Origin of the sequence: Brevundimonas sp. (assembly GCF_032055285.1) — a bacterium.
GTDB lineage: Bacteria > Pseudomonadota > Alphaproteobacteria > Caulobacterales > Caulobacteraceae > Brevundimonas.
The window spans coordinates 246,022-259,716 of sequence record NZ_DAMBRE010000002.1; the positions used below are offsets into that span (position 1 = coordinate 246,022).

Consider the following 13,695-nt stretch of genomic DNA (forward strand, 5'->3'; position numbering starts at 1 on the left):
AATTTCTGAAACGACTTTCACGTCGGAGGGCGCTTACGGTGTCGGTCCAACCGTGCCGCCAAGGCGGCGAACGACCGGCAGGGCGATGCAGCGACCGAGGGACCAGTGCGGAGGTGAATGCGGGACGCTGGTGCGTGCGGCTCAGTACGTGCGCATGTCGACCGAGCATCAAAAATACTCCACCGAGAACCAATCGGAAGCGCTTGCGGCCTACGCCGCACGGCGGGGATTTGAAATCGTCAAAACCTATGCCGACGCGGGGAAAAGCGGCCTGAAGCTGGATGGACGCGCCGCGCTGCAAGGCTTGATCGCCGACGTGCGCCGCGGCGTCGCCGACTTCGACGCCATCCTCGTCTACGACGTCAGCCGGTGGGGCCGGTTTCAAGACGCCGACGAGAGCGCCTACTACGAGTTCATCTGCCGCGAGGCCGGCATCGCGGTGCACTATTGCGCAGAGCAGTTCGAGAACGACGGCAGTCTCAGCGCCACCATCATCAAGAGCATGAAACGCGCGATGGCCGGTGAGTATAGCCGCGAGCTGTCGACCAAGGTGTTCGCCGGCCAGTGCCGGTTGATCACCCTCGGCTTCCGTCAAGGCGGACCGGCTGGGTTTGGATTGCGCCGCCAGCTGGTCGATGAGCTCTGCCATCCCAAGGGGGAGCTGGCGCGCGGCGAGCAGAAGAGCCTGCAAACGGATCGCGTGGTCCTAACGCCTGGACCGCCGCAGGAGGTGGAGGTGGTCCGCCGCCTTTATCGGCTATTTGTCCTTCAGCGACGCTCGGAAAGCGAGATCGCCGCCCTGCTCAACGCCGAAGGCGTGATGACCGATCTCGGGCGACCGTGGACGCGATCGACGGTCCACCAGGTGCTGACCAATGAAAAATACATCGGCAACAACGTTTACAATCGACGCTCCTTCAAGCTGAAGGCCAAACGGGTTTTGAACACGCCTGATATGTGGGTGCGCAAGGACGGCGCTTTCGAAGGCATCGTCGAGCCCGACTTCTTCGAAGCGGCGCAGAGAATCATTCAGGACCGCAGTCGGCGCTTCTCCGACGAGGAACTGCTCGGCCAGCTGTCGGCGCTCCTGGAGCAGAAGGGCTGGTTGTCGGGATTGGTCATCGACGAAGTCGAAGACATGGCGTCGAGTTCGACCTTTCGTCAGCGCTTCGGCAGCTTGGTGCGCGCCTACGCCCTGATCGGCTACGCGCCGGCGAAGGATTTCCGCTACATCGAAACCAATCGCGCGCTGCGCCGCCTCCACCCGGATATCGTGGCCCAAGTGATCGACGGGGTGGCGCAGGCCGGCGGAACGGCGGCGCGTGACGAGACCACCGACATGATCACCGTCAACGCGGAGTTCACCGCCTCCATCGTGCTCGCTCGGTGTTGCGAAACCGCCGCCGGAGCGCTGCGATGGAAAATCCGCCTGGATCAGGGGCTTCGACCGGACATCACCATCGCCGTTCGGATGGAGGCCGGGAATGCGGAAATCCGCGACTACTACCTTCTGCCCTGGATCGAGGGCGGCGCCGATCCCAGCCTCAAGCTGTCGCCGGAAAACGGGGTGCGGTTGGACGCCTTTCGTTTCGACGACTTGGACGGATTTTACGACCTCACGCGTCGGACGGAGCTGCGAGCGGCATGAGTGATGTTCCCGATATCCTGATGATCCCGGTGAGCGCCATCACCGTTCTCAATCCCCGGGCGCGCAACAAGCGCGTGTTCCAAGAACTCGTGACCAGCATCGAGCGGTTGGGCTTGAAGAAGCCGATCACGGTCAGCCAACGCCCCGGACGATCTCGCTATGATCTCGTCTGCGGGCAAGGAAGGCTGGAGGCCTTCATGGCGCTTGGCCAGGAATCGATTCCCGCTGTCGTGATCGACGCCGCCGAAGACGACTGTTTCGTCATGAGCCTGGTCGAAAACCTAGCTCGGCGTCAGCACACGCCGCTGGAGTTGGTGCGCGCCATCGGCGCCTTGCGCGAGCGCGGCTACGGCCATGGGGAGATCGCGGCCAAGGTCGGCTTCAGCCGCGAATATATCTACGCCATCTGTTTCCTGCTGGAGAACGGAGAAGAAAAACTGATCTCTGCAGTGGAGCGCGGGGTCATTCCGCACACCATCGCCATGGAGATCGTCCAAGCCAAAGAAGGTGATGTTCAGCAGGCCCTCGCCCAGGCCTATGAAGACAAGTTGATCCCTGGAAATCAGATCTTGGCGATCCGCCGTATCATCGAACAACGCAACACCAGCGGAAAGGGCATGAACCCGCGCAGCCGCGGCGTTCGCCCCGCTCAGCCGGCCACGCCGGAATCGCTGATCCGCACCTTGGAGCGCGAGACAGAACGTCAAACCGCGTTTGTCCGGCGGGCGGGCCTGACACGGTCGCGTCTCGACTTCGTCGTCAGCGCCCTTCAACACCTCCTGGCCAATGACCTGTTCGTCGCCCTGATGCGGGCGGAAGGATTCAACACGTTGCCGACCGCCTTGGCGGCGCGCATTGGACAGGAGCGCCTCTAGATGGAGCCGGTCCGAATCGCCTTTGAGCCGCGGGTTCGCGTGCTGTCGTTAGACAAGCTCCTGCCATCCAAGATCTTGCCGGCAGCGGTCATGGAGTCGGTTGATCCGCCCCCGTTTTCTGGCGCACTCGAAGCTGGAGTTTTCCGGCCCGAGTCAGGGTGACAGGCTGGCTGTGTCACCCGGATTCATCAGCGTGATCGGCGTCTTGTTGCCAATGGCCCCATGGGGCCGATCCTCGTTGTAGTATCTACGCCAACCCTCCAACTTTTCGGCCGCGTCGGCAAGCGTCAGGAACCAGTGGGCGTTCAGGCACTCGGCCCGGAAGCGGCCGTTGAAGGCCTCGATGAAGGCGTTGTCCGTCGGCTTGCCCGGACGAGAGAAGTCCAGGGTGACACCATGGGCGTAGGCCCATAGGTCTAGGTTGCGGGAGACGAACTCCGTGCCCTGATCGACCCGGATCGCCTTCGGATAGCCTAGTTTTGCGCAGGCGCTGTCGAGCGCTTCCACGACGTTTTCAGACCGGTAGGTGAACCGGGGATCGATCACCGGCGAGAAGCGCGAGAAGGTGTCCACCACGGTCAGAATGCGGATCTTGCGGCCGGTCGCCAACTGGTCGTGCACGAAATCCATGGCCCAGGTTTCGTTCGGCCGCGTGGCTTCACAGCGGTCCTCCCGAAGCTTGGCCTTCACCCGCCGCTTGGGCGTCTTGTTTCTCAGCTGAAGGCCCAGGGCGTTGTAAATACGATGGGTCTTCTTGATGTTTGTTCTCCAGCCCTCGCGCTGGAGAAGCACATGCACCCGGCGATAGCCGTAGCGCACGCGCGTCTCGCAGATCGCCTTGATGCGGGCTTCGAGGCCGGCCTGGTCGGGGCGGCGGGATTTGTAGTGAAAACTCGAAGTGTCCATTTCCAGAACCCGGCAAGCCCGCCGGATCGACACGCCCCAGTCACCACAGACGCCCGCCACCAGCTCGCGCTTGCGACCAGGCCTCAGAGCTTTCGCCGGATGACGTCCTGCAGCATCTCCTTGTCCAACGACAGGTCAGCCACGATCCGCTTCAAGCGACCGTTCTCATCCTCGAGCTGCTTGAGCCGCTTCATCTCCGTCGGCAGCAGGCCGTCGTACTTCTTCTTCCAGTTGAAGTAGGTCGCCGGACTGATCCCGGCCCGGCGACAGATCTCCGCCACCGGCACGCCGTCCGCGCCCTGCTTCAGAATGAACGCCTTTTGGGCGTCCGAGAAAGCCGATGCCTTCATGGTTTTCGCTCCTTCCCAGCCAGGGAAATCTCAGCGAAAAACTCTAACGTCCGGTGATCCAGTTTTCGGGGAGCAGATCAGCGCTATCTAGGCATCGAGGTAGACGATGCCTTGGAGATGTCGGAGCAGATTGATCTGTGACGTCTGTGCCAGGCTCGGGAGCGGGCCCGGCAAACGCCGCGTAAGCGTCGGTTTGAGAAATCAGCCGATGACCGGAAAGCGGACCTTCAGCTCGTTTCGGAGTGTCGTCGTTCGGGCAGTATGCCAATGACCGCTATTGATGCTGTGGACGGCTCTCCAACCCACCGGCGGCGTTAGGCCTCCGGCAGAGCTGGAGGAGAGCCATGGGACAGGTATCCACGATTGGTTTGGACATCGCGAAGTCGGTGTTTCAGGTGCACGGCGTCGATGCTGAGGGCGGCGTCGTCATTCGACAGAAGCTGACGCGAGCGCGGCTGCTGAAGTTCTTCGAAAAGCTGTCCCCCTGTCTGGTCGGGATCGAAGCTTGCGGAACGGCGCATCACTGGGCCCGCGAACTGATTGGCCTGGGCCACGAGGTGCGGCTGATGCCGCCGAGCTATGTGAAGCCGTACGTGAAGCGCCAGAAGAACGACATGGCCGACGCGGAGGCGATCTGCGAGGCGGTCACCCGGCCGACGATGCGCTTCGTGCCGGTAAAGTCGCCGGCGCAGCAGAGCGTGATGGTGCTGCACCGGACTCGGTCGATCCTGATCCGACAGCGCACGCAAATTTCCAACGCGATCAGGAGTCACATGGCGGAGTTCGGCATGGCGGCGGCGATTGGCAGGCAAGGCCTCCAGAGCCTTATCGAAGTGGTCGAAGATCCGGCCGACGAGCGCGTGCCGCTTGAGGCGAGGGGGTGCCTCGCCATGCTCGCCGCGCAGCTGCGGCTGGTGAACGAGCAGGTCCTGGAGACCGATCGGCTGATCCGGACCAACGCCCGATCGACCGAAGTCGGGCGCCGGCTGATGGAGATCCCCGGCGTGGGCCCGCTGCTGGCCAGCGCTCTGGTGGGCACGATCGCCGATCCAAGGGCCTTCAAGACCGGTCGCAATCTCGCGGCGTGGATCGGCCTCGTTCCGAAGCAGAATTCCAGCGGCGGCAAGGAGCGGCTGGGCGGGATCACCAAGCAGGGCGACCGATATCTGCGACAGATGCTGGTCGTCGGCGCCTTGGCGGTCGTGCGCTATGCCGTGAGGAACGGCACGCGCCGGCCGTGGCTGGTCCAGTTGCTTGCTCGGCGAACGCCGAAGGTTGCGGCCGTCGCTCTCGCCAACAAGACCGCGCGAATGGTCTGGGCGATCATGACTTCGGGTGAGCGCTACAGGGAGCCGCTGGCGGCATAGAGACAGGTCGAGGCTTAACGCGGAGACCGACGAACTTGGGAAGGGCGGACAGGATGTAATGCGACAGCCGGTCGAAACCGGAAGGCGGGAAAACCCACATGCGCCATAGCGCCTCGAGCGCGTGCTTTTGGTCGGGACCCACCTTCGCGGAAGGCATTATGGCCAGCGGTCATGCGTGCCGCACTAACAGGTCGAACACATGGCCGCTCCGACCAGGCTCAGCAGAACATCAGATCAACCCTTGCCAACGGGGAGCCGTCCACACATGGCGCATTCGCGACCTGCGCGCTTCCTCTGGACTTCCAGCGCCACGCGAGCGGTAGTCGCGGACATGACGCGCGATGATCTCGACCGAGACCCCATGCTGGATCCCGACGACGCTCTGGAGGCCAAGCTGCGCCTCGGCGTCATGGCTTCGGCCATTCTGGACCATGCCCATATTCTGAGCACCGACACGAGCCTGTTGGCGCTATCCGAAGCGGGGTCTGTGCTGAAAGGCTACGCAGAGGACTTTCAGAAGCTGGCCGCGGCTATGGAGGTCCTGGAGCGTCGTTCGGTTGTCCGCTCTATTCGAAGCTAACCAGGTCGGGCAGGGAGGTTTTCAGCCCCTGGGCCAGCTTTTCCAGCACCGTCACCGTAGGGTTGCGCACGCCACGCTCGACGCCGGACACATAGGTGCGGTGCAGGTCGGCCCGGTCCGCCAGCTCCTCCTGAGACAGGCCCTGAGCCTGTCTCAACCGCTGTACGCGGGCTCCGAGTTTGCGGCGGACGTCCATGGCCGCAGATGAGGCGGATGCAGCCGATCGAGCGACAGACGATGAGTCTCATTTCGGGTTGACTGAACCTGACGTTCAAGCGACCAGCGTCATGTCATTGAGACTCATGGAATGCATAATGATTAGGACTGCCTTAGCGTTTTTGGCCGCGTCGGCCATAGCCACACCGGCGTTTAGCCAGGCCGAAGAGAATGTTGAAGGCGCGCCAGCGGCACAGAGCGCGGGGCTCTTCTCGGATGCTGCGGTGGATCTCGAAATTGAACTGACGCGGTCGTGGCTGGAGCTGTCTCTGGTTGATTATGAGAGCGCCAAATTTCGAAATGTCCGGGTGGTGCTGACGCCTGTAAATCGACGGAACCCACGCGAAATCGGCCTGGCGGTTTGCGGCCTCGTCAATGCCCGAAACCGAATGGGCGGCTACAACGGCTTCAAGGCTTTTTACTTCAGCAGCCGTTTTCCCGAAGCGTTCAGAGGTGGGATCGAAGGTTTCGCGGATACGGTCTGCGGGCGGGCTAACTCGCTGAATGCGACGGATTACACCGACCGATTGGTTGCGGGCGATGCAGTGGAGACGGCACGATGATTAGGTCATGTGCGATCATTCTAGTCGGCGGACTTATGGCGGCGGCTTGTAGTTCTGTACCGTCTTACCGTCCGGCACCGCTTCAAACGGCGTCAGGTAAATTAGGCTTTTCCGTTTCGGGAATTGCGTCATTCACGCGGGACGAGGCGAAGGTGACGGAAGAGGTTCGCGCGATGCTGGAAAAATCGTGCGGCGGGGAAGTCGAGCTGCAGAGTATCGTGTTTGCCGACGCCACAAGCCGCGGCGGCGTTCCGCATCTGGCCTATACGGCGCAGGCTGAATGTAAGAGCTGAACGCCCCAGAGGACGGGTCACAGCGACGTCCCGGAGGGGCACCGCTGTTTTCCTTCTAGGCCGGCCTGGGCCCGTCGCGACGCGCATGACCGCGGAGCGTGTTCCGCCCACCGCGACCGATGGCCCAGTTGAGGAACTGACTGACACTATCCACCTGGTCGTCGTGCTTGGCGTTGGGGAAGGTCAGCATTTCGCGCCGTAGATCCTCCAGCCAGGGCGCGTCCCGGGGTAGCTTAGCGAACCCCGAGTAAAGCCGCTCCACCGAGCTGTAGAGGCGTTCCGCCTTAGGCAACCGGGCGTCTGCTCCAATCCGCATGCAGGACGGGGCGTGGTGGGCCCGGTCGCCAATGCCGCGCATGTCCCGCCCTAGGTCTTCCAGGAGGGCGGGGCCTAGGGAGGACTTTTCAACCAGGATGACATCGGCGCGCCAGCGCTGCCGCTCCGAACGGACCCGATCCAGGAGGTCGGCATAGGCCAGCCGGACGCGGATGATGTCGAGCAACAGCCAACTAGCGCCGTCATGACCCCAGACCGTACCGACGGAATAGTCAGCGGACGGGTCAGTGGATGCCGCTGGATCCCAGCTATGCACGATCTTGTGGAGGCCATGTCGCTCTGGACGTTCATCGTAGAACTGGATCCGATCCCAGCGGACATAGTCGCCTTCCGTCGGGGTGGGGTTCTGCTGGTACTGGGCTTCGAAGGCGCGGCCGCCCATCTCTGCGCGGATCCGCTCTAGGACCTCGCGGGATTCCCGGGCCGGGTTGAGCACGTCCCCAATCCGCCGTGCATGGCTGCGGCCATGGGTGAGAGAGATGATCTCATCGCGAATGGCGATGGCCGGCAGGTCCAGGTGGCGAAAACCGCCCTTAGCTGTCAGATGGGCCGAGACGTCGTCCTCGTGCAGACGCTGCTGTATGGCGATGATGGCCCCGGTCCGCTTATCGTCCAGACGGCTGAGAAGGGTCTCGTCGACGAACCTCTGGGCCTTGGCCCGAGCCTCCGGGAAGGTGGCGTCCTGAGCCTTCATCAGGTCGTCGATGATGATCAGGTCGGCGCCCAGGCCGGTCACCGTGCCGCCGACCGCGGTGGCGTAGCGATAGCCGCCTTGGCGCGTGGCCAGGTCGGCTTCGGTGTCGCGGACGATGGAGCGAGCGGTCTCGGGAAAGACCTGCGCGTACCAGGCCGAGTTGATCACCTTACGGAAGTTGCGCGACAGGGCGGCCGAGAGATCTTGGCCATAGCTGGCGCAGATGATCCGCGTCTCCGGACGGCGCCCCAGCAGCCATGCGGGGAAGGCCACTGTCGTCATTACCGACTTCAGATGCCGGGGCGGTACGGTGATCTGAAGGCGGCGGTTAGAACCGTCGGCCACATCCTCCAGCGCCCGCATCATGGCCGAGAGGTACCAACCGCGTGCGAGGGGCGTGCCGGGATTGAGGGTTGGGAAGACCAGATCCAGAAAGACGCCGAAGTCCCGTCGCGCTAAGGCGTGGACCATGGCGTCGGCCGGCAAGGGAAGGGTCATGCCGCCCTCCCTTCGCTCAGGTCTGCGAGATAGCGCGTGATGATCTCGTCGTACTCGGCCGGCTGAAGTTCGCTCGCTGGCGCCGCTGCCTGCTCGCGGGCGACGGCCGCCGCATCCTCCTGGGCGTATTTCATCAAGGCGGCGAAGGCCTTGGCATCCCCCTTGGCGGCTTTGTCGACCTGCTGGATGACCGCGACCCGGGCCTTAGACATCATTTGTGTCCGGCCATTCTGAGTGACAGGGATGGAGCGCTCCAGTTCTTCGCGAAACAGGGTGACGAGGTTCTTGGCGCCTTTGGGCCGGCCCTTGGGGTTCCCGGACTGGCCGGGCTTGAACTGGGCCGCCTGGGGAGGCCGGCCGTAGCCGACCTCATAGTTGCCTGACGACTTGGAAGATTTGGACATAGGACATCTCCCTTAAGCGGCCGCACGCGTGCGTACGCGCGCAGCGGGCAGGGTGATGATCGACGATACGGCCTCAGCTGGGGCAAGATGCGCTTTCAGCCGTTCCGCGCGGACCTGACGGAAAGTCTGGCCGGTGGAGGCCAGCCGAGCCTCCCGGCCCGTGAACTCCTGCCAACGGATGACGCCGACGTCGACATACTGGGGATCGAGTTCGGTGGCGCGCCCACGTCGCTTGCTCTGTTCAGCGGCGATCAAGGTAGTGCCGCTGCCGCTGAACAGGTCCAGCACGACATCGCCTCGCGCCGAACTGTCGAGGATGGCGTCGCGGATCAAGGCCAGGGGTTTGACCGTGGGATGCATTTCCCGGGCTTTGGCCTTGGCGGCCCCGAAGCCGTTGACGCCCTCATAGGTCCAGACGTTGGCGCGGTTGCGGCCATGGACGCCCAGCTCCACCCGGTTGAGGTGCGGCGCGCCGGCCTTGCGGAAGAGGAAGATAAGCTCGTGGCGTGAACGATAGAAGCTGCCCATGCCGCCAGCCGTCTTGTCCCAGACGATCAGGTTGAGCAGGTCCAGCTTGGCGGCTGCCGCGGCCGTGAGCGTGTGGCTCATGTGGCGCCAGTCCATGCAGTAGTAGCAAAGGCCGCCGTCCATCAGGACCTCGGCGATGCGCATCTGCACCTGGGTGCTGAAGCCGGTGAACTCGTCGTCGCTCATTTCGCCGGACGCCATGACGAACTCGCCGTGCTTGCCGCCGCTGGTGACATGACCGGCCACGGCGACGTTGTAGGGCGGGTCGGTAACCACGACGCGGACCTTTTCACCCTCCAGCAGAACAGCGAAGCTCTGCGGGTCAGTGGCGTCGGCGCACAGCAGCCGATGATCCCCCAGCAGCCAAAGGTCGCCGACTTGGCTGACCGGGGTGTCGGGCAGATCCGGCAGGCGATCGCCCTGGTCGTCGCGGTTGCTGTCGCCGCCGAGAATGATGGCGTCGATCTTGGCGGGGGAGAAGCCGGTGACCTCCAGGCTGAAGCCAAGGTCGAGGTTTGACAGCTCCTGCAGTTCGATCTTCAGGGTCTCGGCGTCCCAGCCGGCCAACTGTCCCAGCTGGTTCTCGGCGATGGCGAAGACGCGCAGGGCGTCGTCGTCCAGATGGCTGACGCGGATGCAAGGGACGTCGGTCATGCCGAGCTGGCGGGCTGCTTCGACCCGGCCATAGCCGGAGATGATCTTGTCGTGGGAGTTGATCAGGACCGGGACGAGGAAGCCGAACTGTTGAATGGCGCCGGCCAGGGCTGTGATGGCGCTCTTCTTGTGGATACGCAGTTTGCGAGACAGAGGCGCCAGGCCCGCGATGGGCCGGTTCTCGATCGCCAGGGCGAGGGTAGGGGGAAGCGAGGGCGCGATATCGGTCGCGTGGCCGTAACCCGAGGACATGATGATCTCCTGCAGTTAGGCGCGCGCCCGCAGTCGTGCGGGCACGGGATCCTGTGATGGGATTGAGGGGGAAGCGATGGCGATGGCTAGGAACACGGCCTGCCCGGCATCTATGGTCAAGGCTTCGAGAACAGCCTGATGCTGCGCAGCTAGGCAGCAGCTTTAAGTCCTGCAAGGCGACGCTTCGAATATTCCCACAAGCGGCTGGACTTGCGCTGCATTGGAAGCGGTAGTGATCCTGTTCCCGCCCGGCCTTCCGGGCTCAGGTCAGTAGGGCGCAAGCCGCGCCCGCAAACCTGAGGAAAATCCTATGTCATCGTCCAAGACGCCCGCTAACGCTGCGGTGGCTGCCCCGACCTCCAAACTCGATCGTCTGATCGTCTTACTACAACAGGCCGATGGGGTGGGCATGCCGGCCATGATGGCGGCCACCGGCTGGCAAGCGCATTCGGTCCGCGGCGCCCTGGCCGGCGCCCTGCGCAAGAAGGGCCATGTGGTTCGGAGCGAGAAAACAGACGCCGGTCGTCTCTGGCGCATCATGCCGGCGGAGCCGCAAGCATGAGCGCCGATCTGGCTCAACTGCTGGCGGCGATCCAGGACATGGGCGTGGAGGGCCTGAGGTCGGTATGGAGGGAGCGGCTCGGCGAGCCGCCCCCGATCCGCTCGCGCGACATCCTGCGCCGGGCGCTGGCGGAACAGCTTCAAATGGCGGGTGCGGGTCGGGATGCAGTGCTGGATCGGCGGCTGGCCAAGGTCGCCGCCCAGCATCGCACCGGATGCAAACCCAAGGTGCGGACCACGACCTTCAAGCCGGGTTCGACCCTGGTGCGGGAATGGCAGGGGGAGCGCCACCAGGTCGAGGTGGCCGCCGACGGCTACATTTGGAACGGGCAGAAGCACGCCAGCCTCTCCAAGGTCGCGCGTCTGATCACAGGCGTGCGGTGGAACGGACCTCGGTTCTTTGGTCTGCGAGAGGGAGAAGCCGCATGAAAGCGCCCGCCCGTCAGATCCGCTGCGCTATCTACACCCGCAAGAGCACCGAAGAGGGGCTGGAGCAGGACTACAACTCGCTGCACGCCCAGCGCGACGCCTGCGCCGCCTACATCCTATCCCAGGTCGGCGAAGGCTGGACCCTACTGCCAGAGGTCTATGACGATGGCGGGTTCAGCGGCGGCAATATGGAGCGGCCGGCGCTGAAGCGGCTGATGGCGGAGATTGAGGCGGGCCGGATCGACGTGGTCGTGGTCTATAAGGTCGACCGGCTGACGCGGGCGCTCACCGATTTCTCTCGGATCGTGGACGTCCTGGACAAGACTGGGGCCAGTTTCGTCAGCGTGACCCAGGCCTTCAACACCACCACCTCCATGGGGCGGTTAACCCTGAATGTGCTGCTGTCCTTTGCCCAGTTCGAGCGCGAGGTCACGGGCGAGCGCATCCGCGACAAGATCGCGGCGAGCAAGAAGCTGGGTATGTGGATGGGCGGCGGCGTGCCGCTCGGTTACGATCCGGACGGCCGCACGCTCGCCATCAATCCAGCCGAGGCGGAAACCGTGCGCGGTATCTACTGCCGCTACCTTGAACTGGGTTCTGCGCACCTGTTGTGCCGTGAACTAGCCGACCAGGGCGTCCTGTCGAAGCGGACCATCAGCAAGGCCGGTGTAGTGCGCGGCGGGGTTCCGATTGAACGGGGGGCGCTGTTTCATATCCTGCGCAACCGCATCTATATCGGGGAGATCCCTCACAACGGCGCCCATTACCCAGGCCAGCATCCGGCCATTGTCGATCGCGACCTGTTCGACGCGGTCCAGGCCAAGCTCGGCGAGAAGCAGCGTCGGCCACGAGCCAAGGGGCAGCCACGCCGCCCCCATACGGGCGCGCCCCTGACGGGGTTGATTTACGACAGCGCCGGCAACCGTATGTCCCCCGTCAGTTGCTCGCGTAAGAACGGGGCGACTTACCGCTATTATGTTTCGGCCGCGATCCAGTCGGGGGCGCCGGATAAGGCGGGCGCATGCCCGCGGGTGTCGGCGCCGATCGTGGAGCAAGGTGTCGCGGACCACCTCCAGAACTTGGGACTCTGCCGACCGATCGACCTTGCGCCCGACTGGCCTCGCGTCCGCGACCTGGTCGATCGGGTGGAGGTCGGCGCCGACGCCCTGACGGTCGTGCTCGATGCTGAGAGGCTCGATCTGGCGACACGCGATCTTCAGGGGCGTGAGCGTCTGGTCCTGGAGCAGCTTGAGCGGAGAGAGGACGGGAGTGTGATTACCATCCCGATGCGCATCCAGCGACGGGGCGGGAGCAAGATCGCCGTCGGCCCTCAGGGACAGTCGCCGTTGCATAAGGCGGCGGTGGATCCAGCCCTGAGTTCCGCCCTGATCCGCGCGGAATCCTGGAAACGCAAGCTGCTGGCCGGCGACGCCGACAGCCTTGAGAGCATCGCCAAGGCCGAGGGGGTAAAGGCCGCATACGCCGCGCGCCTGATCCGAACCGCCTTCCTGGCGCCCGATCTGAAGCAGGCCATCCTTGACGGTGATCAGCCGGAGGGCCTGACCTTGCAGAGGGTGATGACCCAGGACGTTCCGCTCGACTGGGATGCGCAGCGACAGCTCTATCGCGCCTGATGCGTTGGACGCCCTCGATCCCTGTTTAGGGCGAGGGCGTTCCCTGTTCCGCGAACAATTTTCCCTGTTACGTCGTTTTGAATTCCCTGTTCCTGTTGCGGGAATTTGAGACGTTGGACCTGCGCAAATGGCCGCCGTGCCTGGGTTCTCGCGGCGGCAGCGTCGTTGCAGCTGCCCTGCGAATTGACGCGATTCCCTGTATTTCCCTGTAATCAGGCAACGCGGCCCTGTCCGGGGAAACCTAACCGACCATCGGCAAACGGAGACGGGGCACGATAATGGCCGCTGAACAGGCGTGTTCAGTCGCGCCGGAGACGCCAGAAACGTCTCTGCTTCCGCGCAGGCTGCGGTAATGTCGGGGTAATTTTCAGTGAAACAGCAAACCGTCAGTCAGCGACTGACGGCGTGGCGGGGACATTAAGATTCTAATCGGAGATATGTTTTTGGCTGCAAGCTGCGGAAATGTCGCGACTAAAGTGCAGTAAAAGTAACCTAGAGGTTTTTGGCGAAATTAGTTCCAAGAATTATTGGAAGTATATTCGCTGCTTGCTGTCTCTGTGGTGTTGTTTCTATCAACAAGGCTAGGCGGTACTTAAAAAGTACTTCCTAGTTGTTGATGAGTGTGTGGCGGGGACATTAAGATTCTAATCGGAGATATGTTTTTGGCTGCAAGCTGCGGAAATGTCGCGACTAAAGTGCAGTAAAAGTAACCTAGAGGTTTTTGGCGAAATTAGTTCCAAGAATTATTGGAAGTATATTCGCTGCTTGCTGTCTCTGTGGTGTTGTTTCTATCAACAAGGCTAGGCGGTACTTAAAAAGTACTTCCTAGTTGTTGATGAGTGTGTGGCGGGGACATTATGATTCTAATCGGAGATATGTTTTTGGCTGCAAGCCGCGGAAATGTCGT

14 protein-coding genes are annotated in these 13,695 nt (G+C 63.0%); 9 read left to right on the plus strand and 5 right to left on the minus strand.

Going from position 1 to position 13,695, the window contains the following annotated elements; genetic code table 11:
* Positions 1-85 precede the first annotated feature (85 nt).
* A complete protein-coding gene (locus RTY13_RS06750; RefSeq protein ID WP_312782097.1) occupies positions 86-1,648 on the plus strand; it encodes a recombinase family protein in 1,563 nt (520 codons plus the stop codon).
* Positions 1,645-2,523 carry a plasmid partitioning protein RepB C-terminal domain-containing protein gene (locus tag RTY13_RS06755; RefSeq protein ID WP_312782099.1) on the plus strand — a complete coding sequence of 293 codons (879 nt, stop codon included), beginning with the start codon at positions 1,645-1,647 and terminating at the stop codon, positions 2,521-2,523. The genes RTY13_RS06750 and RTY13_RS06755 overlap by 4 nt, the downstream gene beginning before the upstream one ends.
* Positions 2,524-2,676: 153 nt before the next feature.
* Here RTY13_RS06755 and RTY13_RS06760 read toward each other — a convergent pair.
* Positions 2,677-3,779, minus strand: a protein-coding gene (locus tag RTY13_RS06760; RefSeq protein WP_312782101.1) for an IS3 family transposase whose coding sequence is annotated in 2 segments (ribosomal slippage) — positions 2,677-3,518 and positions 3,518-3,779 — 1,104 coding nt in all. Because the reading frame shifts where the segments join, the coding sequence is not laid out codon by codon here.
* Positions 3,780-4,123: 344 nt separating this feature from the next.
* On the opposite strand from RTY13_RS06760, the gene RTY13_RS06765 reads away from it, so the two are divergent.
* Both RTY13_RS06765 and RTY13_RS06770 read left to right on the plus strand, forming a co-directional pair.
* Positions 4,124-5,146 (plus strand): IS110 family transposase, encoded by a 1,023-nt coding sequence (locus tag RTY13_RS06765; RefSeq protein WP_312782103.1) that lies wholly within the window; start codon positions 4,124-4,126, stop codon positions 5,144-5,146.
* Positions 5,147-5,477: 331 nt separating this feature from the next.
* Complete coding sequence (locus RTY13_RS06770; protein ID WP_312782104.1) at positions 5,478-5,726, plus strand: hypothetical protein; 249 nt, start codon at positions 5,478-5,480, stop codon at positions 5,724-5,726.
* Here RTY13_RS06770 and RTY13_RS06775 read toward each other — a convergent pair.
* The gene (locus RTY13_RS06775; RefSeq protein ID WP_312782105.1) at positions 5,713-5,922 is read right to left on the minus strand and encodes a helix-turn-helix transcriptional regulator; all 210 of its coding nucleotides are present in this window, start codon (positions 5,920-5,922) and stop codon (positions 5,713-5,715) included. The two genes, RTY13_RS06770 and RTY13_RS06775, sit on opposite strands and share 14 nt — an antisense overlap.
* Between RTY13_RS06775 and RTY13_RS06780 the strand changes: the two genes are divergently transcribed.
* Positions 5,921-6,505, plus strand: coding sequence for a hypothetical protein (locus RTY13_RS06780; protein WP_312782107.1), 585 nt, complete (start codon positions 5,921-5,923; stop codon positions 6,503-6,505). The two genes, RTY13_RS06775 and RTY13_RS06780, sit on opposite strands and share 2 nt — an antisense overlap.
* Positions 6,506-6,657: 152 nt before the next feature.
* Positions 6,658-6,798 carry a hypothetical protein gene (locus tag RTY13_RS06785; RefSeq protein WP_312782109.1) on the plus strand — a complete coding sequence of 47 codons (141 nt, stop codon included), beginning with the start codon at positions 6,658-6,660 and terminating at the stop codon, positions 6,796-6,798.
* Positions 6,799-6,853: 55 nt separating this feature from the next.
* Here RTY13_RS06785 and terL read toward each other — a convergent pair whose 3' ends face one another.
* From terL to RTY13_RS06800, 3 genes are read right to left on the minus strand one after another with little or no spacing between them, the layout of a single operon-like run.
* The gene (gene terL, locus RTY13_RS06790; RefSeq protein ID WP_312782110.1) at positions 6,854-8,326 is read right to left on the minus strand and encodes a phage terminase large subunit; all 1,473 of its coding nucleotides are present in this window, start codon (positions 8,324-8,326) and stop codon (positions 6,854-6,856) included.
* Positions 8,323-8,730, minus strand: a complete 408-nt coding sequence (locus RTY13_RS06795) for a DUF5681 domain-containing protein (protein WP_312782112.1) — start codon at positions 8,728-8,730, stop codon at positions 8,323-8,325. The genes terL and RTY13_RS06795 overlap by 4 nt, the downstream gene beginning before the upstream one ends.
* Positions 8,731-8,742: 12 nt before the next feature.
* Complete coding sequence (locus RTY13_RS06800; protein WP_312782114.1) at positions 8,743-10,164, minus strand: DNA methyltransferase; 1,422 nt, start codon at positions 10,162-10,164, stop codon at positions 8,743-8,745.
* Positions 10,165-10,474: 310 nt separating this feature from the next.
* On the opposite strand from RTY13_RS06800, the gene RTY13_RS06805 reads away from it, so the two are divergent.
* Genes RTY13_RS06805 through RTY13_RS06815 form a run of 3 tightly spaced genes read left to right on the plus strand, consistent with a single transcriptional unit; the run spans position 10,475 to position 12,788 of the window.
* On the plus strand, positions 10,475-10,726 hold the full coding sequence (locus RTY13_RS06805; protein ID WP_312782116.1) for a DUF3489 domain-containing protein: 252 nt from the start codon (positions 10,475-10,477) through the stop codon (positions 10,724-10,726).
* Positions 10,723-11,154, plus strand: coding sequence for a DUF2924 domain-containing protein (locus RTY13_RS06810; protein ID WP_312782118.1), 432 nt, complete (start codon positions 10,723-10,725; stop codon positions 11,152-11,154). The genes RTY13_RS06805 and RTY13_RS06810 overlap by 4 nt, the downstream gene beginning before the upstream one ends.
* Positions 11,151-12,788: a recombinase family protein gene (locus RTY13_RS06815; protein ID WP_312782120.1), complete on the plus strand. Its 1,638-nt coding sequence runs from the start codon at positions 11,151-11,153 to the stop codon at positions 12,786-12,788. Before RTY13_RS06810 ends, RTY13_RS06815 begins: the two co-directional genes overlap by 4 nt.
* Positions 12,789-13,695 lie beyond the last annotated feature (907 nt).

Excerpts from the sequence above, each read along its gene's own strand:
- RTY13_RS06750 (WP_312782097.1), top strand. The coding sequence starts at position 86 with ATGCAGCGACCGAGGGACCAGTGCGGAGGTGAATGCGGGACGCTGGTG.
- RTY13_RS06755 (WP_312782099.1), top strand. The coding sequence starts at position 1,645 with ATGAGTGATGTTCCCGATATCCTGATGATCCCGGTGAGCGCCATCACC.
- RTY13_RS06765 (WP_312782103.1), top strand. The coding sequence starts at position 4,124 with ATGGGACAGGTATCCACGATTGGTTTGGACATCGCGAAGTCGGTGTTT.
- RTY13_RS06770 (WP_312782104.1), top strand. The coding sequence starts at position 5,478 with ATGACGCGCGATGATCTCGACCGAGACCCCATGCTGGATCCCGACGAC.
- RTY13_RS06780 (WP_312782107.1), top strand. The coding sequence starts at position 5,921 with ATGGCCGCAGATGAGGCGGATGCAGCCGATCGAGCGACAGACGATGAG.
- RTY13_RS06775 (WP_312782105.1), bottom strand. The coding sequence starts at position 5,922 with ATGGACGTCCGCCGCAAACTCGGAGCCCGCGTACAGCGGTTGAGACAG.
- terL (WP_312782110.1), bottom strand. The coding sequence starts at position 8,326 with ATGACCCTTCCCTTGCCGGCCGACGCCATGGTCCACGCCTTAGCGCGA.
- RTY13_RS06795 (WP_312782112.1), bottom strand. The coding sequence starts at position 8,730 with ATGTCCAAATCTTCCAAGTCGTCAGGCAACTATGAGGTCGGCTACGGC.
- RTY13_RS06800 (WP_312782114.1), bottom strand. The coding sequence starts at position 10,164 with ATGTCCTCGGGTTACGGCCACGCGACCGATATCGCGCCCTCGCTTCCC.
- RTY13_RS06805 (WP_312782116.1), top strand. The coding sequence starts at position 10,475 with ATGTCATCGTCCAAGACGCCCGCTAACGCTGCGGTGGCTGCCCCGACC.
- RTY13_RS06810 (WP_312782118.1), top strand. The coding sequence starts at position 10,723 with ATGAGCGCCGATCTGGCTCAACTGCTGGCGGCGATCCAGGACATGGGC.
- RTY13_RS06815 (WP_312782120.1), top strand. The coding sequence starts at position 11,151 with ATGAAAGCGCCCGCCCGTCAGATCCGCTGCGCTATCTACACCCGCAAG.